The organism is Burkholderia sp. HI2714, assembly GCF_002223085.1.
Lineage (GTDB): Bacteria > Pseudomonadota > Gammaproteobacteria > Burkholderiales > Burkholderiaceae > Burkholderia > Burkholderia lata_D.
Genome location: NZ_NKFM01000032.1, coordinates 50,565 through 76,592 on the forward strand (window position 1 = coordinate 50,565; position 26,028 = coordinate 76,592).

At 68.0% G+C, this 26,028-nt stretch carries 27 protein-coding genes; 17 read left to right on the plus strand and 10 right to left on the minus strand.

The annotated features are described in order from the left end of the window. Window positions 1–56: 56 nt before the first annotated feature. On the minus strand, window positions 57–401 hold the full coding sequence (gene fliE, locus CFB82_RS17095; RefSeq protein ID WP_069249108.1) for a flagellar hook-basal body complex protein FliE: 345 nt from the start codon (window positions 399–401) through the stop codon (window positions 57–59). A gap of 248 nt (window positions 402–649) precedes the next feature. Between fliE and fliF the strand changes: the two genes are divergently transcribed. From fliF to CFB82_RS17130, 6 genes are read left to right on the plus strand one after another with little or no spacing between them, the layout of a single operon-like run. After that, window positions 650–2,413 carry a flagellar basal-body MS-ring/collar protein FliF gene (gene fliF, locus CFB82_RS17105; RefSeq protein WP_069249109.1) on the plus strand — a complete coding sequence of 588 codons (1,764 nt, stop codon included), beginning with the start codon at window positions 650–652 and terminating at the stop codon, window positions 2,411–2,413. Beyond that, window positions 2,403–3,398: a flagellar motor switch protein FliG gene (fliG, locus tag CFB82_RS17110; protein ID WP_069249110.1), complete on the plus strand. Its 996-nt coding sequence runs from the start codon at window positions 2,403–2,405 to the stop codon at window positions 3,396–3,398. The genes fliF and fliG overlap by 11 nt, the downstream gene beginning before the upstream one ends. Further along, window positions 3,391–4,074 (plus strand): flagellar assembly protein FliH, encoded by a 684-nt coding sequence (fliH, locus tag CFB82_RS17115; protein ID WP_089484666.1) that lies wholly within the window; start codon window positions 3,391–3,393, stop codon window positions 4,072–4,074. Before fliG ends, fliH begins: the two co-directional genes overlap by 8 nt. A 32-nt stretch (window positions 4,075–4,106) precedes the next feature. Beyond that, window positions 4,107–5,630 carry a flagellar protein export ATPase FliI gene (gene fliI / locus CFB82_RS17120; RefSeq protein ID WP_373558818.1) on the plus strand — a complete coding sequence of 508 codons (1,524 nt, stop codon included), beginning with the start codon at window positions 4,107–4,109 and terminating at the stop codon, window positions 5,628–5,630. Window positions 5,631–5,635: 5 nt separating this feature from the next. Next, window positions 5,636–6,094 carry a flagellar export protein FliJ gene (gene fliJ, locus CFB82_RS17125; RefSeq protein WP_069249113.1) on the plus strand — a complete coding sequence of 153 codons (459 nt, stop codon included), beginning with the start codon at window positions 5,636–5,638 and terminating at the stop codon, window positions 6,092–6,094. A 31-nt stretch (window positions 6,095–6,125) separates the two neighbouring features. Continuing rightward, complete coding sequence (locus tag CFB82_RS17130) at window positions 6,126–7,484, plus strand: flagellar hook-length control protein FliK (RefSeq protein ID WP_089484667.1); 1,359 nt, start codon at window positions 6,126–6,128, stop codon at window positions 7,482–7,484. Between the two features lie 27 nt (window positions 7,485–7,511). Here the strand turns inward: CFB82_RS17130 and CFB82_RS17135 are convergent, their stop codons facing one another. Continuing rightward, window positions 7,512–9,152: a GMC family oxidoreductase gene (locus CFB82_RS17135; RefSeq protein WP_069249115.1), complete on the minus strand. Its 1,641-nt coding sequence runs from the start codon at window positions 9,150–9,152 to the stop codon at window positions 7,512–7,514. A 213-nt stretch (window positions 9,153–9,365) separates the two neighbouring features. Here CFB82_RS17135 and CFB82_RS43245 point away from each other — a divergent pair, with 213 nt between their 5' ends. After that, entirely contained in the window at window positions 9,366–9,881 is a 516-nt protein-coding gene (locus CFB82_RS43245; protein WP_156814525.1) for a hypothetical protein, read from the plus strand. Next, complete coding sequence (locus CFB82_RS17150; protein WP_089484669.1) at window positions 9,878–11,320, plus strand: coniferyl aldehyde dehydrogenase; 1,443 nt, start codon at window positions 9,878–9,880, stop codon at window positions 11,318–11,320. The genes CFB82_RS43245 and CFB82_RS17150 overlap by 4 nt, the downstream gene beginning before the upstream one ends. A gap of 72 nt (window positions 11,321–11,392) precedes the next feature. Here the strand turns inward: CFB82_RS17150 and CFB82_RS17155 are convergent, their stop codons facing one another. Together CFB82_RS17155 and CFB82_RS17160 are read right to left on the minus strand one after the other, a co-directional pair. Continuing rightward, entirely contained in the window at window positions 11,393–12,415 is a 1,023-nt protein-coding gene (locus CFB82_RS17155; RefSeq protein ID WP_321199746.1) for a serine/threonine protein kinase, read from the minus strand. 58 nt (window positions 12,416–12,473) lie between these two features. Next, on the minus strand, window positions 12,474–12,686 hold the full coding sequence (locus tag CFB82_RS17160; protein WP_011353523.1) for a hypothetical protein: 213 nt from the start codon (window positions 12,684–12,686) through the stop codon (window positions 12,474–12,476). Between the two features lie 814 nt (window positions 12,687–13,500). Between CFB82_RS17160 and CFB82_RS17170 the strand changes: the two genes are divergently transcribed. The 3 genes from CFB82_RS17170 (at window position 13,501) to CFB82_RS17180 (ending at window position 14,868) form a co-directional block, all read left to right on the plus strand. Further along, window positions 13,501–14,382: a DMT family transporter gene (locus CFB82_RS17170; RefSeq protein ID WP_089484710.1), complete on the plus strand. Its 882-nt coding sequence runs from the start codon at window positions 13,501–13,503 to the stop codon at window positions 14,380–14,382. After that, window positions 14,379–14,561 (plus strand): hypothetical protein, encoded by a 183-nt coding sequence (locus CFB82_RS17175; protein ID WP_089484671.1) that lies wholly within the window; start codon window positions 14,379–14,381, stop codon window positions 14,559–14,561. Before CFB82_RS17170 ends, CFB82_RS17175 begins: the two co-directional genes overlap by 4 nt. Before the next feature lie 121 nt (window positions 14,562–14,682). Beyond that, entirely contained in the window at window positions 14,683–14,868 is a 186-nt protein-coding gene (locus CFB82_RS17180; protein ID WP_011353526.1) for a hypothetical protein, read from the plus strand. Between the two features lie 110 nt (window positions 14,869–14,978). Here the strand turns inward: CFB82_RS17180 and mgrA are convergent, their stop codons facing one another. Beyond that, window positions 14,979–16,022: an L-glyceraldehyde 3-phosphate reductase gene (mgrA, locus tag CFB82_RS17185; RefSeq protein WP_069249117.1), complete on the minus strand. Its 1,044-nt coding sequence runs from the start codon at window positions 16,020–16,022 to the stop codon at window positions 14,979–14,981. 193 nt (window positions 16,023–16,215) lie between these two features. On the opposite strand from mgrA, the gene CFB82_RS17190 reads away from it, so the two are divergent. Further along, window positions 16,216–16,422 (plus strand): DUF3185 family protein, encoded by a 207-nt coding sequence (locus CFB82_RS17190; protein ID WP_011353528.1) that lies wholly within the window; start codon window positions 16,216–16,218, stop codon window positions 16,420–16,422. 149 nt (window positions 16,423–16,571) lie between these two features. Here CFB82_RS17190 and CFB82_RS17195 read toward each other — a convergent pair whose 3' ends face one another. Beyond that, complete coding sequence (locus CFB82_RS17195) at window positions 16,572–17,345, minus strand: phytanoyl-CoA dioxygenase family protein (RefSeq protein WP_069249118.1); 774 nt, start codon at window positions 17,343–17,345, stop codon at window positions 16,572–16,574. Window positions 17,346–17,697: 352 nt separating this feature from the next. On the opposite strand from CFB82_RS17195, the gene CFB82_RS17200 reads away from it, so the two are divergent. Next, entirely contained in the window at window positions 17,698–18,039 is a 342-nt protein-coding gene (locus tag CFB82_RS17200; protein WP_089446620.1) for a hypothetical protein, read from the plus strand. 158 nt (window positions 18,040–18,197) lie between these two features. On the opposite strand, the gene ltrA is transcribed toward CFB82_RS17200, so the two are convergent. Both ltrA and metK read right to left on the minus strand, forming a co-directional pair. Further along, window positions 18,198–19,598: a group II intron reverse transcriptase/maturase gene (ltrA, locus tag CFB82_RS17205; RefSeq protein ID WP_089484672.1), complete on the minus strand. Its 1,401-nt coding sequence runs from the start codon at window positions 19,596–19,598 to the stop codon at window positions 18,198–18,200. 457 nt (window positions 19,599–20,055) lie between these two features. Further along, window positions 20,056–21,243 (minus strand): methionine adenosyltransferase, encoded by a 1,188-nt coding sequence (gene metK, locus CFB82_RS17210; protein WP_006482984.1) that lies wholly within the window; start codon window positions 21,241–21,243, stop codon window positions 20,056–20,058. A gap of 265 nt (window positions 21,244–21,508) precedes the next feature. Here metK and lpxL point away from each other — a divergent pair, with 265 nt between their 5' ends. Next, a complete protein-coding gene (gene lpxL / locus CFB82_RS17215) occupies window positions 21,509–22,393 on the plus strand; it encodes a lauroyl acyltransferase LpxL (RefSeq protein WP_069249120.1) in 885 nt (294 codons plus the stop codon). Window positions 22,394–22,414: 21 nt separating this feature from the next. Here lpxL and CFB82_RS17220 read toward each other — a convergent pair whose 3' ends face one another. Together CFB82_RS17220 and CFB82_RS17225 are read right to left on the minus strand one after the other, a co-directional pair. Then, the gene (locus CFB82_RS17220; protein WP_069249121.1) at window positions 22,415–22,717 is read right to left on the minus strand and encodes a HigA family addiction module antitoxin; all 303 of its coding nucleotides are present in this window, start codon (window positions 22,715–22,717) and stop codon (window positions 22,415–22,417) included. Window positions 22,718–22,730: 13 nt separating this feature from the next. After that, window positions 22,731–23,009, minus strand: coding sequence for a type II toxin-antitoxin system RelE/ParE family toxin (locus CFB82_RS17225; protein WP_069249122.1), 279 nt, complete (start codon window positions 23,007–23,009; stop codon window positions 22,731–22,733). A 383-nt stretch (window positions 23,010–23,392) separates the two neighbouring features. On the opposite strand from CFB82_RS17225, the gene dapF reads away from it, so the two are divergent. From dapF to xerC, 3 genes are read left to right on the plus strand one after another with little or no spacing between them, the layout of a single operon-like run. Next, complete coding sequence (gene dapF, locus CFB82_RS17230) at window positions 23,393–24,262, plus strand: diaminopimelate epimerase (protein WP_089446621.1); 870 nt, start codon at window positions 23,393–23,395, stop codon at window positions 24,260–24,262. A 37-nt stretch (window positions 24,263–24,299) separates the two neighbouring features. Further along, window positions 24,300–25,028 carry a DUF484 family protein gene (locus CFB82_RS17235; RefSeq protein WP_069249124.1) on the plus strand — a complete coding sequence of 243 codons (729 nt, stop codon included), beginning with the start codon at window positions 24,300–24,302 and terminating at the stop codon, window positions 25,026–25,028. Window positions 25,029–25,041: 13 nt separating this feature from the next. Further along, window positions 25,042–25,962 carry a tyrosine recombinase XerC gene (gene xerC, locus CFB82_RS17240; protein ID WP_089446622.1) on the plus strand — a complete coding sequence of 307 codons (921 nt, stop codon included), beginning with the start codon at window positions 25,042–25,044 and terminating at the stop codon, window positions 25,960–25,962. Window positions 25,963–26,028 lie beyond the last annotated feature (66 nt).

Consider the following 26,028-nt stretch of genomic DNA (forward strand, 5'->3'; position numbering starts at 1 on the left):
CCGCGAACCAGGCCGTATGGCCGTCCACGGATCGCTTTCCCTGAATAGCCGCCGTGTCAAACCGCCATCTGCATGATGTCGTTGTAAGCGCTCACTAGCTTGTTGCGGACCTGGAGCCCGAACTGGAAGCCGATGTTGGCTTTCTGCATGTCGACCATCACGTCGTTCAGCGACACGTTCGGCGCGCCGACCTCGAACGCCTGCGCCTCGCCGAGCGCGTGCTGCTGGTCGCCGCTGATCTTGTCGAGCGACGCCTTCATCGCGCTGGCGAACGTGCTGGCCGTCGCCGCGCCCGAGCCGGCCAGTGCCGCCGCCGGGCTCGCGACGCCGCCCGACGCCTGCGCGGCCATCGACTGCATCTGTTGCAACACCGAACCGATTCCGCTGACGTTCGCAGTCATGCTGTCCCCAAAACTGAGAGAGAGACCCGGACGCACCGGGAGATCCGCCGGTGCCGCACCACGCGCACCATGCCGGATTCCGAAAAAGGATAGCAGCGCGCCGCGCGTCAAAGCCGAGAAAGTACGGGGGAAACCCCGCTCTTTTCGGTCGATCGGAGTCGGGCCCGGGTCACGATAATCGCATCGTGTCATTGTCCGCCCGCTCGTCCGAGCGAGCTCAGTCGTCCCGCTCCGGAGAAACTCGACGCATGGATTCGCAGGCCAACTCGCTGATCAACCCAGACGCCCGCGGGGGCCTCGCCAGCCCGGCGCCCGGCGCCGCCGCGGCCGCCGCGTTGCCGGGCGCGGGTGGCGCAGGCGCGGACTTCGGGCTTGGCGGCTTCGCGGAACGCATCCCCGGCATCTCGCGGATGAAGGGCAACCCGAAGCTGCCGTTCCTGATCGCCGTCGCATTCGCGGTCGCCGTCATCACCGCGCTCGTGCTGTGGAGCCGCGCGCCCGACTACCGCGTGCTGTACAGCAACCTGTCGGATCGCGACGGCGGTGCGATCATTGCCGCGCTCCAGCAGGCAAACGTTCCCTACAAGTTCGCCGATGCCGGCGGCGCGATCCTCGTGCCGTCGAGCCAGGTGCATGAAACGCGCCTGAAGCTCGCCGCGATGGGGCTGCCGAAGGGCGGCTCGGTCGGCTTCGAGCTGATGGACAACCAGAAATTCGGCATCAGCCAGTTCGCCGAGCAGATCAACTACCAGCGCGCGCTCGAAGGCGAGCTGCAGCGCACCATCGAATCGATCAACGCCGTGCGCGGCGCGCGCGTGCATCTCGCGATCCCGAAGCCGTCGGTGTTCGTGCGCGACAAGGAAGCGCCGAGCGCGTCGGTGTTCGTCGACCTCTACCCGGGCCGCGTGCTCGACGAGGGGCAGGTTCAGGCAATCACGCGGATGGTGTCGTCCGGCGTGCCCGACATGCCCGCGAAGAACGTGACGATCGTCGACCAGGACGGCAACCTGCTGACCCAGACCGCGTCGGCATCCGGCCTCGACGCGAGCCAGCTCAAGTACGTGCAGCAGGTCGAGCACAACACGCAGAAGCGCATCGACGCGATCCTCGCGCCGATCTTCGGCGCCGGCAACGCGCGCTCGCAGGTCAGCGCGGATCTCGATTTCTCGAAGATCGAGCAGACGTCGGAAAGCTACGGCCCGAACGGCAACCCGCAGCAATCCGCGATCCGCAGCCAGCAGACCAGCAGCGCGACCGAGCTCGCACAGGGCGGCGCGTCGGGCGTGCCGGGCGCGCTGTCGAACACGCCGCCGCAGCCGGCCTCCGCGCCGATCGTCGCCGGCAACGGCCAGAACGCGCCGCAGACCACGCCGGTCAGCGACCGCAAGGACCAGACGACCAACTACGAGCTCGACAAGACGATCCGCCACACCGAACAGCCGATGGGCAGCGTGAAGCGGCTGTCGGTCGCGGTCGTCGTCAACTACCAGCCGGTCGCCGACGCGAAGGGCCACGTGACGATGCAGCCGCTGCCGCCCGCGAAGCTCGCGCAGGTCGAACAGCTCGTGAAGGATGCGATGGGCTACGACGAGAAGCGCGGCGACTCGGTGAACGTCGTGAACAGCGCGTTCTCCACCGCGAGCGACCCGTACGCCGACCTGCCGTGGTGGCGCCAGCCGGACATGATCGCGATGGCGAAGGAAGCGGCGAAGTGGCTCGGCATCGCGGCGGCCGCGGCGGCGCTCTACTTCATGTTCGTGCGCCCGGCGATGCGCCGCGCATTCCCGCCGCCCGAACCGGCCGCGCCGGCGCTCGCCGCACCGGACGATCCGGTTGTGCTCGACGGCCTGCCGGCGCCGGAGAAGGCGGAGGAACCCGACTCGCTGCTGCTCGGGTTCGAGAGCGAGAAGAACCGTTACGAACGCAACCTCGACTACGCGCGCACGATCGCCCGCCAGGATCCGAAGATCGTCGCCACCGTCGTGAAGAACTGGGTGTCCGATGAACGCTGAAGGCTTGACCAAGAGCGCGCTCCTGCTGATGTCGATCGGCGAGGAAGAGGCCGCGCAGGTATTCAAGTTCCTCGCGCCGCGCGAGGTCCAGAAGATCGGCGCCGCGATGGCCGCGCTGAAGAACGTCACGCGCGAGCAGGTCGAGGACGTGCTGCACGAATTCGCGAAGGAAGCGGAGCAGCACACCGCGCTGTCGCTCGATTCGAGCGACTACATCCGCTCGGTGCTGACCAAGGCGCTCGGCGAGGACAAGGCCGGCGTGCTGATCGACCGCATCCTGCAGGGCAGCGACACGAGCGGCATCGAGGGCCTGAAGTGGATGGACTCGGCCGCCGTGGCCGAACTGATCAAGAACGAGCATCCGCAGATCATCGCGACGATCCTCGTGCACCTCGACCGCGACCAGGCGTCGGAAATCGCGTCGTGCTTCACCGAGCGGCTGCGTAACGACGTGATCCTGCGGATCGCGACGCTCGACGGCATCCAGCCGGCCGCGCTGCGTGAGCTCGACGACGTGCTGACGGGCCTGCTGTCCGGCAGCGACAACCTGAAGCGCAGCCCGATGGGCGGCATCCGCACCGCGGCCGAAATCCTGAACTTCATGACGAGCGTGCATGAGGAAGGCGTGCTCGAAAGCGTGCGCCAGTACGACGCCGAACTCGCGCAGAAGATCATCGACCAGATGTTCGTGTTCGAGAACCTGCTCGACCTCGAGGATCGCGCGATCCAGATGGTGCTCAAGGAAGTCGAGTCGGAAACGCTGATCATCGCGCTGAAGGGCGCGCCGCCGGCACTGCGCCAGAAGTTCCTCGCGAACATGTCGCAGCGCGCGGCCGAACTGCTCGCCGAGGATCTCGACGCGCGCGGCCCGGTACGCGTATCCGACGTCGAGACGCAGCAGCGCCGCATCCTGCAGATCGTGCGCAACCTGGCCGAAAGCGGCGCGATCGCGATCGGCGGCAAGGCGGAAGACGCGTATGTCTGATTCGGCGAGCGATCGCGCGGGCACCCTCACCGCCTACCAGCGGTGGGAGATGGCGTCGTTCGACCCGCCGCCGCCCCCGCCGCCGCCCGACGACGCGGCAGCGGCCGCCGCCGCGCTCGCCGAGGAGCTGCAGCGCGTGCGCGACGCCGCGCACGCCGAAGGCCATGCGGCCGGCCACGTCGAGGGCCAGGCGCTCGGCTACCAGGCCGGTTTCGAGCAGGGCCGCGAACAGGGTTTCGAAGCCGGCCAGGCCGACGCGCGTGAACAGGCCGCGCAGCTCGCGGCGCTCGCCGCGTCGTTCCGCGAGGCCGTGTCGACCGTCGAGCACGATCTGGCCGCCGATATCGCGCAGCTCGCGCTCGACATCGCGCAGCAGGTGGTCCGGCAGCACGTGAAGCACGACCCGGCCGCGCTGGTTGCCGCCGTGCGCGACGTGCTCGCGGCCGAACCCGCGCTGTCCGGCGCGCCGCATCTCGCGGTCAATCCGGCCGACCTGCCCGTCGTCGAAGCCTATCTGCAGGACGATCTCGATACGCTCGGCTGGAGCGTGCGCACCGATGCGTCGATCGAGCGCGGCGGCTGCCGCGCGCACGCCGCGACCGGCGAGGTCGACGCGACGCTGCCCACGCGCTGGCAGCGCGTCGCCGCCGCGATCGGCAAGGTGAGCACGTGGTGACGCGGCCGCCCGAGGCGCTCGCGCACGACGGCATGACGCCGCTCGAGCGCGAACTCGCGCTCGCGTCGTTCGGCCCGGACGCGCACAACGCCGCGCTGGACACCGCCCAAGACGCCACCCAGCACGCCGCCGCTGCGGCGGCCGAGGCCGCCGGCGCCACGCCGCGCGCCCCGCACAACCCGCATCTCGCGCACTGGCGCACCCACCTGAACGGGCTCGCCGCGCGCAGCCGGCGCGCGCTGCCGCTGCGGCCGTGCGGGCGCCTGACGCGCGCGGCCGGCCTCGTGCTGGAAGCGATCGGGCTGCGCCTGTCGGTCGGCGCCGAATGCACGATCGAACTGCCGCCCGGCAGCACGCTGCCGCACGCGGAAGCGGAAGTCGTCGGCTTCGCCGGCGATCGCCTGTTCCTGATGCCGACCACCGACGTCGCGGGCGTGCTGCCCGGCGCGCGCGTGTGGCCGCGCGAAAGCGCGCCCGTCGCCGATCCGCTCGCGGGCGCGAAGCGGCTGCCGGTCGGCTGGGAAATGCTCGGGCGCGTCGTCGACGCGTCGGGCCGCCCGCTCGACGGCCTCGGCCCGCTCGCGTCGAAGGTCGACGCGCCGCTGTCGGCGCCGTCGATCAACCCGCTCGAACGCGAACCGATCCACCACGTGCTCGACGTCGGCGTGCGCGCGATCAACGCGCTGCTCACCGTCGGCCGCGGGCAGCGGATGGGCCTGTTCGCGGGCTCCGGCGTCGGCAAGTCGGTGCTGCTCGGCACGATGGCGCGCTATACGAGCGCGGAAGTGATCGTGATCGGGCTGATCGGCGAACGCGGCCGCGAAGTGAAGGAATTCATCGAACAGATCCTCGGCGAGGACGGGCTCGCGCGCTCGGTCGTCGTCGCGGCGCCGGCCGACGTGTCGCCGCTGCTGCGGATGCAGGGCGCGGCCTACGCGACGTCGCTCGCCGAGTATTTCCGCGACCAGGGCAAGCACGTGCTGCTGCTGATGGATTCGCTCACGCGCTACGCGATGGCGCAGCGCGAGATCGCGCTGGCGATCGGCGAGCCGCCCGCGACGAAGGGCTACCCGCCGTCGGTGTTCGCGAAGCTGCCCGCGCTCGTCGAGCGCACCGGCAACGGGCCGGAAGGCGGCGGCTCGATCACCGCGTTCTACACGGTGCTGACCGAAGGCGACGACCAGCAGGACCCGATCGCCGATTCGGCGCGCGCGATCCTCGACGGCCACGTCGTGCTGTCACGCGCGCTCGCCGAGGCCGGCCACTATCCGGCGATCGACATCGAGGCGTCGATCAGCCGCGCGATGACCGCGCTGATCGACGAAACGCATCTCGACCACGTCCGGCAGTTCAAGCAGATGCTGTCGCGCTACCAGCGCAATCGCGACCTGATCGCGGTCGGCGCGTACGCGCCCGGCCGCGACGCGCAGCTCGACCGCGCGATCGCGCTCTATCCGCGCATCGAGGCGTTCCTGCAGCAGGGCTTTCGCGAATGCGCGCCGTTCGCGTCGAGCCTCGCCGGGCTCGATGCACTGTTCGACGCTTACGGAGGCTGATCCAGATGGCACACGGCTTTCCCCTTCAGTTGCTGCTCGACCGCGCGCAGGAGGATCTCGATTCCGCCACGAAGCAGCTCGGCACCGCACAGCGCGACCGCACCGCGGCCGCCGAGCAGCTCGACGCGCTGCTGCGCTACCGCGACGAATACCACGCGCGCTTCTCGCAATCCGCGCAGCACGGGATGCCGGCCGGCAACTGGCGCAATTTCCAGGCGTTCATCGATACGCTCGACGCCGCGATCGCGCAGCAGCGCAGCGTGCTGGCCGCGGCCGAAATCCGTATCGACGAAGCCCGCCCGAACTGGCAAAACAAGAAACGCACCGTCGGCTCGTTCGAAATCCTGCAGGCGCGCGGCGTCGCGCAGGAAGCGAAGCGTGACGCCCGGCGCGAACAGCGCGACGCCGACGAACACGCCGCGAAGATCCTGCGCATGCGGGCCGACGCGGCCCGTTCGTCGTAACCGACCACCGCCTTCGAACGAGAGAACCGACATGCCTCCCCTGCCCCTGCTCGGCGCGCTGCTCGACACCGCCGGCACCGCACTCAAGGCCGCCCGCGGCTCGGGTTCGTCCAGCGCCGCCGGCAACGATGCCGCGACCGCAACGACCGCCGTGCCGTTCGCGCAGACGCTGAAGCAAAGCGTCATCACCCGTCGCGATGCGTCGAATTCCGGCGTGCCGGATGCGTCGACGCAACAGGCTTCGTCGAAGCCGGCCACCGGCACGAAGCCGTCCGCCACCGAAGACGACGACACGACCGACGATACGACCACGACCGCCGCCATCAACCCCGACGCGGCCGCGCTCGCGGCGGCGGCGGCCGTGCAGGCGCAACTGCAGGCGCGCACGGACAACGCGATGCCGGCCGATGCGGCTGCCGCCGCGGCCGCTGCGCAAAAGACGGCCGTGTCCGGCCAACCCGATGCCACGGCCACGCTGACGGATCATGCGGCCAAGGACGCGGCGGCGACCACCCAGGCCGCACCGGCGACGAGCCGCGATGTGCTGCAGGAAGCGCTCGCCAAGCTGACGGGCGGCTCGGGCGCGATCGCGATGCCCGCGGCCGGCACGACGGCGTCCGCACCCGCCGCCCCCGCCGCGACTGCGGCGACCGGCACCGCCGCGCCGCTGACACCGAAGGTGCCGACCTTCGACCGCACGCTCGCCGACGCGAAGGGCGCGCTCGCCACCCAGCAAACGCCGGTGCAAGCCACCGCGCAGGCGCTGCAGGCCAACGCGAACGCGCAGTCGGGCGAGCAGCACGCGCTCGCGGCCGCCAGCAACGCGACGGACCCGGCCGCCAGCGCGACGCTCGCGGCCGGCGCCACGGCTGCGGCCGCGGCCCAGGCGAACCTGCAGTTGTCGCCGGCCGCGGGGGCGATCGCCACCGCGAACGCGCACGTGCTCGCACCGCACATCAGCACGCCGGACTGGACGGACGCGCTGAGCCAGAAGGTCGTGTTCCTGTCGAATGCGCACCAGCAGAGCGCCGAACTGACGCTCAATCCGGCCGATCTCGGGCCGCTGCAGGTCGTGCTGCGCGTCGCGGACAACAACGCGCACGCGCTGTTCGTGTCGCAGCACGCGCAGGTGCGCGAAGCGGTCGAAGCCGCGCTGCCGAAGCTGCGCGAGGCCATGGAAGCGGGCGGGCTCGGGCTCGGCAGCGCGACCGTCAGCGACGGCGGCTTCGCTTCGCAGCAGCAGAACCCGCAACAATCCTTCGCCGGCGGCCAGCCGTCGCGGCGCGGGAGCGGCGGATCGTCAGCCGGCGATGCACCGGTCGGCGTTGCGCAATCCGCACCGGCCGCCGCGAGCGTGAGCCGCGCCGGCCTCGTCGATACATTTGCCTGAGCATGGCCGCCGCCGTGCGCGCGCCGCTCAGCGGCCGTGCACCGCCGCGGCTGCCTCGCCGCGCGGCGCCGCGCCCTTGCGCGTGGCGACGATGAAATCCGCCGCGCGTTCGCCGATCATCACCGACGGCGCATTCGTATTCCCGCCGACCAGCGTCGGCATCACCGACGCATCCACCACGCGCAACCCTTCGACGCCGCGCACGCGCAGTTGCGGATCGACGACCGCGCGCGCGTCCGAGCCCATCCGGCAGGTGCCGACCGGGTGGTAGATCGTGTCGGCATGCTCGACGATCGTCTTGCGCAGTTCCGCTTCGCTCTGGTCGGCCCGCGTGTACAGCTCGCGGCCGCCCTGCGACGCGAGCGGCGCCTGCGACAGGATCTTGCGCATCGCCTGCGTGCCGCGCACGAGCAGGTCGAGATCGCGCGAATCGCTGAAGAAGCGCGGGTCGATCAGCGGCGCGTCGCGTGCATCGCCGCTCGCGAGCGCCACCGTGCCGCGGCTGAACGGCCGCAGCGCGCACACGTGCAGCGAGTAGCCGAAACCCCAGTGCATCTTGCGGTTGTGGTCGTCCACGAGCGCCGTGCAGAAATGCAGTTGCAGGTCGGGACGTTCGAGCGACGGATCGCTCTTGATGAAGCCGCCGGCCTCCGCGACGTTGCTCGTCATCATCCCGGTGCGGCTCGAGAAATAGCGTGCGAGCGCGGGCGTCATCTTCGCGATCCCGCGCAGGCACACGCCGACCAGTTCCGATGAATTCACGCGCGTATTGATGATGAAATCGATATGGTCGATCAGGTTCGTGCCGACGTCCGGCGCATCCTGCACGACCGCGATCCCGTGCCGGCGCAGCTGCTCCGCAGGGCCGATCCCGGAACACATGAGCAGTTGCGGCGAATTGAACGCGCCGGCCGACACGATCACTTCCGCACGCGCGTCGAGCGTCTCGACCCGCCCGTTGCGCGCGAGCGCGACGCCGGCCGCGCGCTTGCCGTCGAACGTGACGCGCAGCACCGTCGCATCGGTGATCACGTGCAGGTTCGGCCGGTTGCGGCCATAAATGTACGCGCGGGCGACGCTGCAGCGCGAGCCGTCGCGATGCGTGACCTGGTAGAAGCCGACGCCTTCCTGCGTCGCGCCGTTGAAGTCGTCGTTCAGCGGATAGCCGGCCGCCTGCGCTGCCTGGATGAATCGTTCGGAGAACGGATTGCGAAAGCGCAGATCCGACACCGTGAGCGGGCCGTCCGCACCGTGCCACGCATCGGCGCCGCGCGCGTTACCTTCCGCGCGGCGGAAATACGGCAGCACGTCCTGCCAGCCCCAGCCGGTCGCGCCGAGCTGCGCCCATTCGTCGTAGTCGCCCGGGTGGCCGCGCGTGTAGATCATCGCGTTGATCGCGCTCGAGCCGCCCATCCCGCGCCCGCGTGGCTGGTAGCCGCGCCGCCCGCCGAGGCCCGGCTGCGGCACCGTCTCGTAGCCGTAGTTCGTGCCGAGCTTGAACGGCACCAGCGCCGCGATGCCGACCGGCATGTTGACGAGCAGGTTGCGCTCCGTATGCGAGCCGGCCTCGATCAGCGCGATCGTCGCATCGGGGCAGGCATCGGCGAGACGGCCTGCCAGGCTCGACCCGCCCGAACCGCCGCCGACGATGATGTAGTCGTATTGCATGTCACGTCTCCGTCGTGTCATGGAAGGCGCCCGGCATCGCCGCGCGACCGCGTCTCCTCTTGTGTTCGGGCATTGTAGGAATGGCCGTCCCGCGCGCGGCGCGCCGATTCAAGAGCGATTCCTCTAAACGCTCGCGTGAACTAAATTTAAGATGTATCGATTCGCTTTGAGCGACGCGCCGGCCACGAGAAGCCGATCCGTCGCGAAACGGGAGTGACGACGATGCAGCGCCAGGTTCTGCAGGCCGCGTGGCGACCGGGTGGTCCGGATGCGATGCGCGCAGCCCGCATTTCATTTCAAACGGCTGCCCGCGCGGGGATGCTCGGCGTCATGCGCGCAGTCGATCGAAATCGAACGGCACGTGTCGTCGCCGACCGTTTGGACGGTTTGCCGCCGCAGCGGCACGATGCGCCGCGACATGATTTGACGGACCTGTCGCGCTGCTCCGTTTCGGTGCGTTGGCGGGTGGTCGGGCAGCCGCGTCGCGCACCCGGCAATGGTCGCATCGCGCTGCAAGCATATGAGCCGCAGCACGGTACCCGGATGCACACACCGTCGCGTGGATGCGACGCCCGCTGCACGCTTCAACCGGTTTTCGAGCACACGTCGCATCGGCCCCGTGCCGCGCGACCCGCACCATCCCGATCCGCGTCGCCGCGCTCGCCGAGCGTGCGCGTGCGGCGTGACGGCCGGCCGACCCGCCTGGCCCAACTGGAGGAGACGACATGAAGAACGAGCTGCCCGAACTGGCCCCGCAAGCCCTGCCGTCGGTGGATGCGCTGACGGCGCTGCTGCGCGACCAGCGCGCGGCCTACCTGCGCGCGCCGTATCCGGCATGGGAAACGCGCGTGCAACACCTGCGCGCGCTGCGCACGATGCTGATCGACCATGCGGATGCACTCGCCGAAGCGATCAGCGCCGATTTCGGTCATCGCGCGAAGCAGGAAGTGCTGCTGTCGGAAATCTGGATGGCGAAGGAAGAGATCGACGACGCGCTCAAGCACGGCAAGCGCTGGATGAAGCCGATCCGCAAGCCGATGAACAAGTGGCTGCGCCCGGCGCGCGCGAAAGTGATTCCGCAGCCGCTCGGCGTGGTCGGCATCGTCGTGCCGTGGAACTACCCGGTACTGCTCGCGGCCGGCCCGCTGATCTGCGCGCTCGCGGCCGGCAACCGCGCGATCATCAAGATGTCCGAACTGACGCCGCGCACGTCGGCGCTGTTCGAGCAGCTCATTGCCAAGACCTTCACGCGCGACCACGTCGCGGTCGTGAACGGCGATGCGGAAGTGGGCGCCGCGTTCAGCGGGCTGCCGTTCGATCATCTGCTGTTCACCGGCTCGACGCACGTCGGCCGCCACGTGATGCGCGCGGCCGCCGACAACCTCACGCCCGTCACGCTCGAACTCGGCGGCAAGTCGCCGGCGATCGTCGGCCCGAACGCGCGCTTCGATGCGGCCGTCGACGCGATCGTCGCGGGCAAGACGCTGAATGCGGGCCAGACCTGCATCGCGCCCGACTACGTGCTGCTGCCGCGCGGGATGGAAGCCGCCTTCATCGAGCGCGCACGCGCACGGTTCGCGAAGATGTATCCCGACCTGTCGGCCAACGGCGACTACACGACGATCGTGTCGCCGCGCCACTACGCGCGGCTGCAGCAGCTCGCGAGCGACGCGCAGGCGGCCGGCGCGCAGCTGCATCCGCTGTCCGACGCGCAATCCGATCCCGCATCGCGCCGCTTCGTGCCGTGCGCCGTCACGCAGGTGCCGGCCGCGTCGCAACTGATGCAGGAGGAAATCTTCGGGCCGCTGCTGCCGCTCGTGCCGTACGAACGGCTCGACGAAGCAATCGCGTACGTGAATGCACGCCCGCGTCCGCTCGCGCTCTACCTGTTCGACGAGGACGGCGGCACGATCGACCGCGTGATGCGCGAAACGATTTCGGGCGGCGTGTCGATCAACGAAACGCTGATGCACATCGCGTGCGGCAGTTTGCCGTTCGGTGGTGTCGGGGCGAGCGGCATGGGCGCCTATCACGGCTACGATGGCTTCGTGACGTTCTCGAAGATGAAGCCGGTGCTCACGCAGGCGCGCCTGAACGCGCGCAACCTGCTCGCGCCGCCGTACGGCAAGCGCTTCGCCGCACTGATCAAGCTGATGCTGAAGTTCTGAGCGGAACGGGCCGCGCGCGTCGCGCCGCGGCCCGCACAGGCATGCCGCGCGGCGAGGGTGCCGCGCGCGCCGTCACACGGGCCAGAGCGGCCCTTCCTGCATCGCGCCGATCTGCTCGCGCAACTCGAGCACGCGCGCTTCCCAGTAACGATGCGTGTTGAACCACGGGAACGCGGCCGGAAATGCGGGATCGTCCCAGCGCCGCGCGAGCCATGCGGCGTAGTGGATCAGCCGCAGCGTGCGCAACGCTTCGACGAGATGCAGCTCGCGCGGCTCGAATTCGCAGAAATCCTCGTAGCCGGCCAGCAGGTCCGCCAGCGCACGCGATGCGCCTTCGCGATCGCCCGGCAGCAGCAGCCACAGATCCTGGATCGCGGGCGCCATCCTGCTGTCGTCGAAGTCGACGAAGTGCGGGCCGGCATCGGTCCACAGCACGTTGCTCGGATGACAGTCGCCGTGCGTGCGCAGCAGACGGATCTCGCCCGCCCGCTCGAACGCGGCCTCGACACCTTCGAGCGCGAGCGTCACGGCCGTCTCGTATGCGGGCCGCACATCGTCCGGAATGAAATCGTGCGCGAGCAGGTAGTCGCGCGGCTCATAGCCGAACGTATTGATGTCGAGCACGGGGCGCGCGACATACGGCTGCGTCGCGCCGACCGCATGGATCCGGCCGATGAAGCGGCCGAGCCATTCGAGCGTGTCGCTGCGATCGAGATCGGGCGCACGGCCGCCGCGCCGCTCGAAGATCGAGAAGCGGAAGCCGTCGAACGCGTGCAGCGTGCGGCCGTCGAAGGTGCGCGCGGGCACCGCCGGAATCTCGCGCGCGGCGAGTTCGGCGACGAACGCGTGCTCTTCGAGGATCGCTTCGTCCGACCAGCGCGCCGGACGGTAGAACTTCGCGACGACCGGCGGGCCGTCTTCGATACCGACCTGATAGACGCGGTTTTCGTAGCTGTTGAGCGCGAGCAGGCGCCCGTCGGTGCGCAGGCCGGCCGGTATCAGCACGCTGTCGAGCGCGTCGAGCACGCACTCGGGCGTGAGTCCGGCGAACGGCGGGCCGGCGGGCGAAGCGGGAGCGGAAGTGACGTCTTTCATGCCCCGCATTGTGCCGCCAGTCGGGCTGAAAGACGAGCGCCCGGTGCGGAGGTTGCGCTTAGTGAAGCGCCGCGCCGGCCGGCAGCACGGATTCGCCGGTGTCGATCAGGTCCTCGAGAAAGAACGGCTCGGTGTTGAGTTCCTTGGACTCGCCCGGTACGCCCGCGTACCAGGTCACCATGGCCATGTCGCCCAGGACGCGCTGGACGATGCCGCGCGCGCCCTTCGGCACCGCGATATGGGTAGTGCAGACAATCGACCCGACATGCATGATGGTTCCCCACTCTTGAATCTTGAAACCCGGCCCGCTGGGGGCCGGCAAATGCACGATCCGCGCGCTCTCGTCGGAGCGTTGCGCGTAATCCCATTGTTCACGGTTTATCGAAGCACGAAAAGAAGAAGAAGCAGGCGAAGTGCCGCGAATTCGTCGAATGTCTCCAATCAACCACTGCGCCGGAGCAGACGCTTGCCCGCCCGGTTACCCCCATCATACCCTGTCGAATGTGACCGCCCGCCGAATCCCCGGCATCACCGCGGCGCGCACGTGACGGACGCTCCGCGTGCGTCATGGGTCCGGTGCCGGGTCGTCACGCAAATTCGCGCGACGGCGGTTGCCGAATCACGCGACGCCGTCATCACCTTCCCCCCGCCTCGAACGCAGCCAGCGCAGCGACCGTTGCGCACGCAACGCCCTTCGCCCTTCGCCCTTCGCCCTTCGCCCTTCGTCATGCGATGCACCACCGACAGGTGTTGCATCCGACGCCGGCCTTGCGGTACCTTTGACGCTCATTCGCGTTCAAGCGCATTCCGACACGATGCATCCGTTCACGTCCGCCCTTGCAAAATCCCGGCCGCAGTTCGACTCGCGGCCGCAGGCGTGCGCGCATCCGTCGGTCCTTCCTCCTCCTGTCGCACCGCCGCTCGTCTGCACCGCGCCGCCCCCTCCGGCGGCACGCGTCGGCTGACCAGCCGGCTTTTCGTTTCGTCTTCCATTCGCCCGTAGGTCGCATTCGTGCGTCGTGACGCACGGCGTGTTGCTGCGCGCGCGGATGGAACATCCCGATCCGTTCGACAGGTGGATTCACATGGTTTCGTTCAAACGCGCGCTCGCCGCGCATGGCGCGACGTCGCTCTTCGTGCTGCTGTGGAGCAGCGGCGCAATCTTCGCTGAACTCGGTCTGCGTCACGCGTCCGCGTTCGTCTTTCTCACTGCACGTTTCGCACTGGCATCGCTCGTGCTGCTCGGGCTGGCCCTCCTGCGCAAGCGCTGGCTGCCGCCGCGCGGCGAGCGGCGCATGGCCGCGCTGACCGGCCTGCTGATGATGGGCGGCTATTCGATCTTCTACCTGCTCGCGCTCGAACGCGGGATCGCACCGGGCGTGCTCGCGACGGTCCTCGGCGTGCAGCCGATCCTCACGCTCGCGATCGTCGAGCGGCGCTGGCAGCCCGCACGCATCGCGGGGCTCGCGCTGTCGCTGGCCGGCCTCGCGCTCGTCGTGTTCCGCGGCGCGGGAGACGGCGGCCTGTCGCTCGCCGGCATCGCGTACGCGCTCACCGCGCTCGTCGCGCTGACCGCCGGCTCGCTGCTGCAAAAGCGCGTACGTGCGGCGCCCGCCGACGTGCTGCCGCTGCAGAATGCGATCGGCCTCGCGCTGTGCGTGGCGATCGTGCCGTTCCGGCCGGTGTCGTTCGACATGAGCTGGGCCTTCGTGATCCCGCTGCTGTGGCTCGGCATCGTGATTTCGGTGATCGCGCAACTGCTGTTCTACCGGTTGATGCAGCGCGGCGATCTCGTCAATGTGACGAGCCTGTTCTATCTCGTGCCCGTCGTCACCACGCTGATGGATGCCGCATGGCTCGGCAACCGGCCCGAGCCGCTCGCGCTCGCCGGCATGGGGGCGATCATCGCGGGGCTCGCACTCGTGTTCCGCGCACCGGCCGCCCGCGTGCAACCCGACCGCGCATGAGCGGGCGTGCCGCCGCGCCCGCGGTGCGGCGGCACGCATCGGACACATACGACGAATCCGCAAAAATCGAAAGGCGCGAGAAAGATACGCGCAAGGCGTTCGTCGAACTTGCGGGAAAAATGCGCGATTCGCCGGGCTTTCCGCTGATTTTTAATGGTTCGGATAGCGAAAAGCGCTGACGGTTGCCTATACTCGAATTGACCGCCCCGCTCGCAATCGGGCCGGACCATACTAGAAACACCCGGCATGGGGCCGGAGCAAGCGCGCATGCGCCCACTCCGGTCGACCCTGGAGACACGCATGACGACCTACTTCACGATCGGCGACTTCATCCTGTTGATTCCGATGGCGCTAGCCGGAGCGCTATTTCTCGGCGCGGTGCCGTGCGCAACCGAATTCCGCCACAACCTGCTGCGCGTGCTGGGCGTCATCCTCGGCGTCGGCGTCGCGGTATTGCTCGTCGAAGGCCTGCCTGCACTGATCTAGCGGCGCACCACCCGTGCGTGGCGTGCATCGCTGCATTGCAGCGATGCGATGTGCTTCGCGCAAGCCATCGATACGGCACGCGATGTTTCGCATGCCGTATCGACTGCCGGTCAGATCGCCTGATCGGTGGACGGCTTTTCCCACAGATTGATGCCGCCTTCCGTCGCGTAACGATCGATCTCCGCGAGTTCTTCCGCCGAGAATTCGAGATTCTTCAGCGCGCCCACGTTTTCACGCACCTGCTCCGCCCGGCTCGCGCCGATCAGCGCGGACGTCACGCGGCCGTTGCGCAACACCCAGGCGAGCGCCATCTGCGCGAGGCTCTGCCCGCGCCGTTCGGCGATCGCGTTGAGCTTGCGCACATGATCGAGGTTGTCCGCGCTCAGGTGATCCTGCTTCAGCGAACCGCCGCCCGGCTTGTTCACGCGCGCGTCGGCCGGCACGCCGTTCAGGTACTTCGACGTGAGCAGCCCCTGCGCGAGCGGCGTGAACGCAATGCTGCCCGTGCCGATCTCGTCGAGCGTGCCGAGCAGTTCGGTTTCGACCCAGCGGTTCAGCAGGTTGTACGACGGCTGGTGGATCAGCAGCGGCACCTTGTACTGCGCGAGCAGCTCGGCCATCTCGCGCGTCTTCGCCGCCGAGTACGACGAAATGCCGATGTAGAGCGCCTTGCCCTGCTGCACGGCCGACGCAAGCGCGCCCGCCGTTTCCTCGAGCGGCGTGTGCGCGTCGAAGCGGTGCGAATAGAAGATGTCGACGTAGTCGAGCCCCATCCGCTGCAGGCTCTGGTCGAGGCTCGCGAGCACGTACTTGCGCGACCCGCCGCCGCTGCCGTACGGCCCCGGCCACATGTCCCAGCCGGCCTTCGTCGAGATCAGCAGCTCGTCGCGATACGGCCGGAAATCTTCCTTCAGCAGCCGGCCGAAGTTGGTTTCCGCGCTGCCGTACGGCGGCCCGTAGTTGTTCGCGAGATCGAAGTGGTTGATACCGAGGTCGAATGCGGTGCGCAGGATGTCGCGCTGCGTCGAGATCGGCGTCGAGTCGCCGAAGTTGTGCCACAGGCCGAGCGACAGCGCGGGCAGTTTGAGCCCGGATTTGCCGCAGGTGCGGTACTGCATGTCGGCATAACGTTCGGAAGCTGCTTCGTAGGCCATGAGTCGGTTCCGTCAGGACATCGGGAGAGGGGACGCGCGCCGGCCGCGCTTGCGGCGCGGCGGCGGCGAAGGAGTCATACGACGACTATGGTAGCGAAAGCGGCCGGAACGTGCTCGGCGGCGCGACGATGGACGCGGCCGCGGTCGTCGCCTACACTGCGGCGTCTCGAATCACCGTTCCAGCGAGGTTGGTATGTCCCGGGTCATCTCGGTTGCGCTGCTCGTCGGCGGCGTCGTGCTGCTGTATTTCGGCGGCCAGTCGTTCCATTCGATCAACGACAACGTGTCGCGCTTCTTCACCGGTTCGCCCGCGACGAAGACGATCCTGCTGATCGTGGGCGGCGCCGTCGCATCGTTCATCGGCCTGATCGGCCTCGCGATGCCGGGCGGCAAGCGCTGAGCGCGCAGTCGCGCGATGCACGCACGGCCCGCGTCATACGCTCGGGCCGCACCCAACGAAACGGGCGGCCAGGCCGCCCGTTGTTCCATGCACCCGCGATGCGCGGCATCGCGTCATCGCCGCGGCCTCGAAGGCCGCCCGCTCCGCGCCTAGAACGGCACTTCCGATTTCGATGCCGAGCGCGTGCCGGGCACCGGCCGGTTGCTCGCGCCGTGATACGTGTACACGAGCGAAAACTTCACCTGGTCGGAACGGTTCTGCCCGGCCGAATGCAGCGTGTTGCTGTGGAAGAACACGACGTCGCCCGTCTGCAGCGACGGACACGTGGCCGCGTCGATCATCTTCCGGTTCGCGGGTAGGTCGCTGCGGAAGAACTTCGCATCGTCGAACGCTTCAGGTCCGAATTCGGCCGTATGCGACCCCGGTACGAGCCACAGTGCGCCGTTCTCGTTCGTTTCCGGGCCGAGCGCGAGCCATACCGACACCATGTCCGGACGCTCGAACGACCAGTAGCGGAAATCGCGATGCCAGCCGGTCAGGCTGCCGTACGCGGGGTGCTTCGTCATCATGCAGTTGTGATGCGCGCGCGACAGCACCGGTTCTTCGCCGAAATACTCGCGCATCCACGCACCGATTTCCGGTGCGACCGCGCGCTCGGCGAAGGCCGGATCACGCGAATACGCATCGAGCAGCCGCCGCACCGTATGCCCGCCCGGCGCATGCTTGGACTCGGGCGCGCCCGGGTAGCGCAGGTCTGCCTCGAACTCGATCGGCTCGGCCGCCTCCCGCAACTGGCGCTCCGCGATCTGCCTGAGCGCCGCGCACTGCTCGTCGCTGACGAGGCCACGCGCGACGACGAAGCCGCGCTCGCGCAATTCCGCGACTTGCGCGCGGATCGATTCCGACTGCAATGGAGACGACATGGGATGCCAGACGTTTATTGTGTGAATGTGACGATTGTAAATCGGCGCCGGATGCCGCGAACAGCACCATTGTCGTGCGCAGGGGCATGCCAATCTCGAATTTGATCCGGCTCAAGGGAACTGTGCGGCGCGGTGCCGGCCTCACCGACAGGCGGTATGCGGCACACGCCTTGTGGCACAAGGGTTTATCGCGACTTTTGCCCGTCATGAATCCCCTGTAGCCTGTCGCGGCCTGTCAATTCTGGCGGGCGCGGCGCGCAGCGAGTTTCGATAAGATCCGTTGCGCAATCCGAGGCCGTTCATACCAGTGCGCTCCCAAGGGCGCCATCCATACAAGCGAAGCATCGTTCACATGCCATTCCGTCTGACTTCCCGTCTCAGCCGCGCTGCGAAGCGCGTCGTGCCGCCCGCTCCTGCCCGCTCGCTGCGCCATCACCGCGCACGCACGCAGGCGCTGGCCGAGCGTACGCCCGCACATAGCCGGCTGGACGGCATCCGTGCGTGGTTCCACGCATTTTTCTCGATGATGAGCGCGCAGGCGTTCTCGCGCCGTTCCGGCCTGCGCTCGCTGCTGCAGAAGCCGTCGTCGCTGCGCGCGCTCGCGCTGCGCCGCACGCTCGGCCCGCAGCGCCGCGTCAACCGCCCGCGCCGCCTCGCGGCCAGCAACGGCTGGTTCGGGTTCGGCGCGCGCTGAGCGCACGCAGGCGGGCATCGCCGCGCGACGATCGCCGTCGCGCCGCTGCCCGCGCCGTTGCCCGATTGCCGCGGCATCGGAACCATCGGGTAGGGAGAGGGGTTACCCCCTCAGCCCTCCCACACCACCGTACGTGCGGTTCCGCATACGGCGGTTCATCAAGAACGCTGGAGGCGCTGCTGAGTATCCAGCAGCGAGACCAACCCCAAGGCGTCGAAGTAGCGTTTCGGGAAGGCCGCGTTCATGTGGCTCGCTCCCGCGTTCCACCATGGCCCTCGCCCATTGCGGGACGATTGCCATGCGCGTGCCTCCGTGAGGCCCCTTCGACGCAACATGATCGCGCGGGCTCCCCGGCGTTTCGCCTGTCTCCATAGAAGACTGCGCATTCGCCGTCTGACCCACCCGTCCAGTTCCTCCAACGCGCCTTTGACCTCCGTGTGCCGGAAGTAGCTTATCCAGCCGCGAAGCACCGGGTTCAGCGCCTCGATCGTCTGCGATACGCTACGCCCTCGGCCCGGACGCATCAGCTCCTTGACCCGCGCCGTCAGCCTCTTCAGCCTCTTCAGGCTCTCCGGCGCGATTCGCAGCCTCGCCTGACGATGCATCGTCACGCTGTAGCCCAGGAACTTGCGCGCCCACGGTCGTGCACACGTGCTCTTCGCCTCGTTGATTCGCAGCCTCAGGCGCTTCTCGAGAAACGCCTTCATCTGTATCAACAGCCGCTCGCCCGCCACCTTGCTTCGAACATAGATGTTGCAGTCGTCCGCATAGCGGCAGAACGCGTGGCCGCGTCGCTCAAGCTCGCGGTCCCAATCCGTCAGCAGGATGTTCGACAGCAGCGGCGAGAGCGGCCCGCCTTGCGGCGTCCCCTCCCGTCGCACCGTCACCATCCCGCCTCGCATCAGGCCCGCCTCCAGATACCGCCGGATCAGCTTGAGCACCCGATCATCCTTTACCTGCCGGGCCACCCGCGACATCAGGATGTCGTGGTTCACCCGGTCGAAGAACTTCTCCAGATCGATGTCCACCACCCAGCGAAGGCCTTCCTGCACGTACTGTCGTGCCTTCAGCACCGCCTGCTGCGCGCTGCGTCGCGGCCTGAAGCCGTAGCTCGACTCGGAGAACCCCGGCTCGAACATCGGTTGGAGTACTTGGTGCAGCGCTTGCTGGATCAGCCGGTCCAGCACCGTCGGGATGCCCAGTGTCCTTACCCCGCCCGCAGGCTTCGGTATATCCACCGCGCGCACCGCCGCCGGTACGTATCGCCCTTCCAGCAGCGCCGCCTTCACGCTCGGCCAATGTACCTTCAGCCAGCCTTTGAACTGCTCCACCGGCAAGTCATCGACTCCCGGTGCGCCACGGTTCTCGACCACCCGTCGATACGCCAGCCACAGGTTGCTGCGTTCAACCACCGCCTCCATCAGCGATGGCCCCTCCGCTTTCGCTTGCCCGGTAGCCGCCGCGCCAACCTCCGCACCACGCGCGCCATCCCCAGGGTTCCGCCCCGGCTCCTGCGTCATGGCCCCGTTCTCACGGGCTTGTGCTTCATCGGCTCGCATCGAGTCTCCACCGTCCTAATCGCGGTCCTTCATGTTCGGGCCTTCAGCCTCGCGGCCTACTATGCCCTCTGCTGACTTCTGCATGGCCATCCCGACGCCTCTCGACGCCAGTAGCACTTCGGCAGCCGTGCAGATCTCCCCGGGTATTGCGCACCCACCTTCGCGCTTATGCCTGTCGGATATACGCCGCATCGTCCCGTGCAAGTTTCGGGCTTCGGCCTTTATGGCTGCCTTACCCCGATGCGTCGCCTCTTATCCGCTTCCTGTTCGTCAGGCCAGCGCTTTGCCTCGGGCTTCCTTCAGACTCGCAGTCACCCACGACGCCCTTGCCTCTAGCTAACACTTCCCCTTGCCGGGCGTGTAGAGGACTTTCACCTCCTAGTGAGTGCGCCCTGCCGGGCGCACCATAAAAAAACCCCGGCATCGCCGGGGTTTTTTCATTTGAGGCGAACGACGCTTACGCGACGCGTGCCGTCGGCTCGACGCCGGCCGCTTCGGCCAGGGCGAGCGCCTTGTCGGTCGCTTCCCACGAGAATTCCGGCTCTTCGCGGCCGAAGTGGCCGTAAGCAGCGGTCTTCTCGTAGATCGGGCGCAGCAGGTCGAGCATCTTGATGATGCCCTTCGGACGCAGGTCGAAATGCTCGCGCACGAGCTTCGTGATCACCGCATCCGACACGCGGCCCGTGCCGAACGTGTTGACCATCACCGAGGTCGGCTCGGCCACGCCGATCGCGTACGACACCTGGATCAGCGCGCGCGACGCGAGGCCGGCGGCGACGATGTTCTTCGCGACGTAGCGGCCTGCGTACGCAGCCGAACGGTCGACCTTCGACGGATCCTTGCCCGAGAACGCGCCGCCGCCGTGCGGTGCGGCACCGCCGTAGGTATCGACGATGATCTTGCGGCCGGTCAGGCCGCAGTCGCCCTGCGGGCCACCGATCACGAATCGGCCGGTCGGGTTCACCAGGAACTTGATGTCGCCCTTGATCAGGTCGGCCGGCAGCGTCGGCTTGATGATTTCCTCGATCACGGCTTCGCGCAGCGCCGGCAGCTCGATGTCCGGTGCGTGCTGCGTCGACAGCACGACGGTGTCGATCGAATCGGGCTTGCCGTCGACGTAGCGGACCGTCACCTGCGACTTCGCGTCCGGGCGCAGCCATTGCAGGCGGCCGTCGCGGCGCAGGCTGGCCTGGCGCTCGACGAGGCGGTGCGACAGGTAGATCGGCAGCGGCATCAGTTCCGGCGTTTCATCGCACGCGTAACCGAACATCAGACCCTGGTCGCCCGCACCCTGATCGAGGTTGTCGTCGTGTGCACGATCGACGCCCTGGGCGATGTCCGGCGACTGCTTGTCGTACGCGACGAGCACCGCGCAACCCTTGTAGTCGATGCCGTAGTCGGTGTTGTCGTAACCGATGCGCTTGATCGTGTCGCGCGCGATCTGGATGTAGTCGATGTTGGCCGTCGTGGTGATTTCACCGGCCAGAACGACGAGACCCGTGTTGCACAGCGTTTCCGCCGCAACGCGGGAATACTTGTCCTGCTCGAGGATGGCATCGAGGATCGCGTCCGAGATTTGGTCCGCGACTTTGTCCGGATGGCCTTCAGAGACGGATTCGGACGTGAAGAGATAATCGTTTGCCACTTTTTCAGGCTCCTGTGTGGTTACGGTTGGTTTCACGTAGCCAGCTTCGTTGGGCCTGAAGCGGCGACGCTTTAGCGGATTACCAGGACCGGGCAGCGCGTGTCACGCTAACCGGCTTCGCCCCGCAAGTTGTCAGTTAACTCGGCGAAGCCCGTATTATAGCGGCTTTCCTGAATTGTCACAGAGCGCCGCCCGTGCTGCATCTTCCGCTGTCTCACCCACCTGTTTGCAAAGCGCCGGCCAGCCGGTCCCACGGAGGTTTCGCATGCTAGGTCGTCTAGCCACGCACCTCGCCATTGGCTTGCTGAAACTGCTCGCCCTGTTGCCGTACGGCCTGACCGCACGGTTCGGCGATGGTCTCGGCTGGCTGCTCTACAAGATCCCCAGCCGGCGAAAACGCATCGTACACACCAATCTGAAACTCTGCTTCCCTGACTGGAGCGACGAACGCCGCGAGGAAATTGCCGGGCAGCATTTCCGCCATGCGATCCGCAGCTACGTCGAACGCAGCGTGCAGTGGTTCGGTTCGGAGAAAAAGCTCGCGAAGCTGATCCAGGTCGACAGCGCGGTCGACCTCGACGATCCGGACCTGCCGCCGACGCTGTTCCTCGGCCTGCATTTCGTCGGCATCGAGGCCGGCTCGATCTGGCTGAATCGTTCGCTGCACCGCCGTTGCGGGTCGCTCTACCAGCCGTTCTCGAACGCGGTGCTCGAGGAAGAGGCGAAGAAGGCGCGCGGGCGTTTCGACGCCGAGATGGTCGGCCGCGCGGACAGCGCGCGCGTCGTGCTGCGCTGGCTGCGCGACCGCAAGCCGGTGATGCTCGGCGCCGACATGGACTACGGGCTGCGCAATTCGACGTTCGTCCCGTTCTTCGGCGTGCCCGCCTGCACGCTGACGGCGGTCGGCCGGCTCGCGAAGACGGGCCGCGCGCAGGTCGTGCCGTTCATCGGCGAGGTGCTGCCGAACTACAAGGGCTACCGTCTGAAGGTATTCAAGCCGTGGGATCACTACCCGACCGGGGACGACGATCTCGACGCGCGGCGGATGAACGAATTCCTCGAGGAACAGATCCCGCTGCTGCCCGAGCAATACTATTGGGTCCACAAGCGCTTCAAGACCCGCCCGGCCGGCGAGCCGAGCCTGTACTGAGCCGTACCCGCGGGCGCACGGTCACGCACGTGCCTGCGCTCTCGCTACCTTGGGCACGCCTTTCGCGCGCGCCTGCCACAAGTCGTAAGCGGATTGCTGTGCCAGCCACAGATCCGCGCGACCGCCGTTTTCCTCTCCGAGCCACGCCTCGATGCGCAACGCCATTTCCGGCGAAATCCCGGCGTGGCCATGCAAAATGCGCGACAGCGCCGCACGCGTGACGCCGAGTTGTGCGGCGGCCTCGGTGACGGTCAGGCCGAATGCCGGCAGCACGTCGTCACGCAGCGCTTCGCCCGGATGCGGCGGATTGAAGATGCGAGTCATCGCTTGAATCACCTCAGTGGTAGTCCTGGTAATCGACCAGGACGGCATCGGCGCCGTCGAAACTGAACGTCAGACGCCAGTTGCTGCTCACGCTCACCGCGAAATGGCCGTCCAGCCCACGGGCAAGGCCGTGAAACCGCCAGCCAGGCACGTTCATGTCGAGCGGCCGGCTCGCGACGTCGAGACGTGCAAGCTGGCGCCGTAATCTTGGAGCATGGTCGGGCCGGATGCCCGCCTTGTTCCCGTTCGTGAAAAATGCTTCCAGCCCCTTGTGCTGCCACGACTTGATCATGGAGCTCCCACATTCGAGTCGCGATGCCGTCAGCATGGCCCACGTGTATAGCCACACTATACGAATCGCTTGATTGCCTTGTCAATTTGACCTGTACGAAAGTACGCGTCCGCGCCATCCCGTGTTTTCGCCGAACCCTGCTCGCACCACGACAGGCGCGTCACACCACATCAATCTGCCCGCCTGCCACAAACGCGACCAGTCGACCGATCGGCAGACGCGCCCCATTTCGCGGCCGCCCACCCCCGCCCGCGCAGGACGCCCCTGTCGGCTGCATGTATCATTTGCGGTTGAGATCAGCACGACGAACGAGGCCGCCCGGCATGGCGCGGCGTCGCGCACGCCGCGCTGACCGCCTTGTTCGCCATGGAAATCCGGACCCAGTGAAACTCTCGTTCACCAAGATGCACGGCGCGGGCAACGACTTCGTCGTGCTCGACGGCTATTCGCGCGCGTTGCCGCCGCTCACCGAAACGCAGGTGCGTGCGCTCGCCAACCGCCACTTCGGCATCGGCGCCGACCAGCTGCTGCTCGTCGAAAAACCGACTGTCGACGGCGTCGATTTCAAGTACCGGATCTTCAATTGCGACGGCGGCGAGGTCGAACACTGCGGCAACGGCGCGCGCTGCTTCGTGAAGTTCGTCAGCGACCGCGGCCTGACCGACAAGCGCAGCGTGCGCGTGCAGGTCATGAAGGGCCTGATCACGCTGACGATGCAGGACAACGGGGAAGTCGTCGTCGACATGGGTGCGCCCGTGTTCACGCCGGCGCAGGTGCCGTTCGACGCAGCGGGCCTCGACGGCCGCACCGAGGGTCGCGACACGCTGTGGCCGCTCGACGTCGGCGGTGCGACGCGCTGGATTTCGACGGTGACGATGGGCAACCCGCACGCGGTGCAGGTCGTCGACGATGTCGAGGCCTACCCGGTGCGGGAAGAGGGCCCGCTGATCGAGCACCACGCGCGCTTCCCGGAGCGCGTGAACGCCGGCTTCATGCAGATCGTGTCGCGCAGCGAAGTGAAGCTGCGCGTGTACGAACGCGCGGCGGGCGAGACGCTCGCGTGCGGCACCGGCGCATGCGCGGCGGTCGCGGCCGGCATCCGGCGCGGTCTGCTCGATTCGCCGGTGACCGTGCACACGCACGGCGGCACGCTGACGATCAGCTGGGACGGCGCGCGCGACGAAGCCGCCGCGCTGATGATGGCCGGCCCCGCCACGACCGTGTTCGAAGGCGAGATCGATCTGCCTGCCTGACCCTGCAACGTCCTTGATAACTGAACGCTCCAGCCACATGAACGATCGCGAAGTCGCCGACTACCTGCTCGCCAATCCCGAATTCTTCGCGCAGCACGCCGAACTGCTTGCGACGATCCGTCTCGCGAACCCGCACGGCAAGGCCGCGATCTCGCTGCAGGAGCGGCAGATGGAGATGCTGCGCGACAAGAACAAGCATCTCGAGCGCCGGCTTGCCGAACTCGTGCGCTACGGCCACGAGAACGACAGCCTGTCCGCGAAGTTCAGCCGCTGGACCGCGCGCGTGATCGCGGAACGCGATCCGTACGCGCTGCCGCGCACGATCGCCGACGGCATCGCTGAAGTCTTCGACGTGCCGCAGACGGCGCTGCGCGTATGGGACGTCGCCGACACCTACTCGCAGGCCGACTTCGCACGCCAGGTCGGCGAGGAAGTGCGCCTGTTCACGAACGGGCTGTCGACGCCGTACTGCGGTGCGAACACGGGCTTCGAGGCCGCGCAGTGGCTCGCGCCCGCAGTTGCCGCCCCGGCCGCGAATGCGGCGGAAGGCGCGGACGCCGCACCGCCGGCCGGCGACGGCTCGGCCACATCGGTCGCGCTGCTCGCGCTGCGTGCACCGCTCGCCGGTAACGATGCGCCCGCGTTCGGCCTGCTCGTGCTCGGCTCGCCCGACCCGCGCCGCTTCCACGACGGGATGGCCACCGACTTCCTCGCGCAGATCGCGACGCTCGCGAGCGCCGCGCTCACGCGCCTGCTGCCGCACTGATCCTCCGCACGCGATGACAGACGATCCGATCGCCGCCTACCTGTCGAACCTGAAGCACGTCAGGCAGCTGTCGGAACACACGCTGCGCGGATACACGCACGAACTCGACGAGCTGAAGAAGCTCGCGAACGGCCGGCCGCTCGAAGCGCTGACGGCCGCCGACATGCGCGGCGCGGTCGCGCGCGCACATTCGGGCGGGCTGTCCGCCCGGTCGATCTCGCACCGGCTGTCCGCGTGGCGCGCGTTCTACCGCTGGCTCGCGCAGCGCGTCGAGATGCCCGCGAACCCGGTCGCCGCGGTGCGCGCGCCGAAACGCGCGAAGACCTTGCCGAAGGCGCTGTCGGTCGACGACGCATCGGCGTTGATGGACGCGCCGCTCGCCAACACGACCGAAGGCATTCGCGATCACGCGATCCTCGAGCTGTTCTATTCGTCGGGGCTGCGCCTTGCCGAGCTGATCGGGCTCGACGTGATGTACACGCAGGCCGACGGCTACCGGTCGACCGGCTGGCTCGACCTCGCCGAAGCCGAAGTCACCGTGCGCGGCAAGGGCAACAAGGAGCGCAAGGTGCCGGTCGGCCGCAAGGCGATCGATGCGCTGAACGCATGGCTCGCGGTACGCGGCGAATTCGTGAAGCACGATCCGCATCCGCTGTTCGTGTCCGTGCGCGGCAACCGGATGTCGCCGGGCGTCGTGCGCGAGCGCGTGAAGCGCGCGGCGCTCACCGCGGGCATCCCCGCCAACGTCCATCCGCACGTGCTGCGCCACTCGTTCGCGACGCACGTGCTGCAGTCGAGCGGCGACCTGCGCGCGGTGCAGGAACTGCTCGGCCACGCGAGCGTCGCCGCGACGCAGGTCTATACGTCGCTCGACTTCCAGCATCTCGCGAAGATTTACGACAGCGCGCATCCGCGCGCGAAGAAGCGCGACTGACGCGCGTCCCGTGTTACCCGCCGCGCGCGGCGACCGGCCACGGTCGGCGTCGCGCACGGCCCATTT

Excerpts from the sequence above, each read along its gene's own strand:
- CFB82_RS17220 (WP_069249121.1), bottom strand. The coding sequence starts at position 22,717 with ATGACTCGCATCTTCAATCCGCCGCATCCGGGCGAAGCGCTGCGTGAC.
- CFB82_RS17130 (WP_089484667.1), top strand. The coding sequence starts at position 6,126 with ATGCCTCCCCTGCCCCTGCTCGGCGCGCTGCTCGACACCGCCGGCACC.
- CFB82_RS17150 (WP_089484669.1), top strand. The coding sequence starts at position 9,878 with ATGAAGAACGAGCTGCCCGAACTGGCCCCGCAAGCCCTGCCGTCGGTG.
- CFB82_RS17175 (WP_089484671.1), top strand. The coding sequence starts at position 14,379 with ATGAGCGGGCGTGCCGCCGCGCCCGCGGTGCGGCGGCACGCATCGGAC.
- CFB82_RS17155 (WP_321199746.1), bottom strand. The coding sequence starts at position 12,415 with ATGAAAGACGTCACTTCCGCTCCCGCTTCGCCCGCCGGCCCGCCGTTC.
- fliI (WP_373558818.1), top strand. The coding sequence starts at position 4,107 with ATGACGCCGCTCGAGCGCGAACTCGCGCTCGCGTCGTTCGGCCCGGAC.
- lpxL (WP_069249120.1), top strand. The coding sequence starts at position 21,509 with ATGCTAGGTCGTCTAGCCACGCACCTCGCCATTGGCTTGCTGAAACTG.
- mgrA (WP_069249117.1), bottom strand. The coding sequence starts at position 16,022 with ATGGCCTACGAAGCAGCTTCCGAACGTTATGCCGACATGCAGTACCGC.
- CFB82_RS17235 (WP_069249124.1), top strand. The coding sequence starts at position 24,300 with ATGAACGATCGCGAAGTCGCCGACTACCTGCTCGCCAATCCCGAATTC.
- fliJ (WP_069249113.1), top strand. The coding sequence starts at position 5,636 with ATGGCACACGGCTTTCCCCTTCAGTTGCTGCTCGACCGCGCGCAGGAG.
- fliE (WP_069249108.1), bottom strand. The coding sequence starts at position 401 with ATGACTGCGAACGTCAGCGGAATCGGTTCGGTGTTGCAACAGATGCAG.
- CFB82_RS17195 (WP_069249118.1), bottom strand. The coding sequence starts at position 17,345 with ATGTCGTCTCCATTGCAGTCGGAATCGATCCGCGCGCAAGTCGCGGAA.
- CFB82_RS17170 (WP_089484710.1), top strand. The coding sequence starts at position 13,501 with ATGGTTTCGTTCAAACGCGCGCTCGCCGCGCATGGCGCGACGTCGCTC.
- CFB82_RS17160 (WP_011353523.1), bottom strand. The coding sequence starts at position 12,686 with ATGCATGTCGGGTCGATTGTCTGCACTACCCATATCGCGGTGCCGAAG.
- CFB82_RS17200 (WP_089446620.1), top strand. The coding sequence starts at position 17,698 with ATGCCATTCCGTCTGACTTCCCGTCTCAGCCGCGCTGCGAAGCGCGTC.
- CFB82_RS17225 (WP_069249122.1), bottom strand. The coding sequence starts at position 23,009 with ATGATCAAGTCGTGGCAGCACAAGGGGCTGGAAGCATTTTTCACGAAC.
- CFB82_RS17190 (WP_011353528.1), top strand. The coding sequence starts at position 16,216 with ATGTCCCGGGTCATCTCGGTTGCGCTGCTCGTCGGCGGCGTCGTGCTG.
- fliG (WP_069249110.1), top strand. The coding sequence starts at position 2,403 with ATGAACGCTGAAGGCTTGACCAAGAGCGCGCTCCTGCTGATGTCGATC.
- xerC (WP_089446622.1), top strand. The coding sequence starts at position 25,042 with ATGACAGACGATCCGATCGCCGCCTACCTGTCGAACCTGAAGCACGTC.
- ltrA (WP_089484672.1), bottom strand. The coding sequence starts at position 19,598 with ATGCGAGCCGATGAAGCACAAGCCCGTGAGAACGGGGCCATGACGCAG.
- CFB82_RS17135 (WP_069249115.1), bottom strand. The coding sequence starts at position 9,152 with ATGCAATACGACTACATCATCGTCGGCGGCGGTTCGGGCGGGTCGAGC.
- fliH (WP_089484666.1), top strand. The coding sequence starts at position 3,391 with ATGTCTGATTCGGCGAGCGATCGCGCGGGCACCCTCACCGCCTACCAG.
- fliF (WP_069249109.1), top strand. The coding sequence starts at position 650 with ATGGATTCGCAGGCCAACTCGCTGATCAACCCAGACGCCCGCGGGGGC.
- CFB82_RS17180 (WP_011353526.1), top strand. The coding sequence starts at position 14,683 with ATGACGACCTACTTCACGATCGGCGACTTCATCCTGTTGATTCCGATG.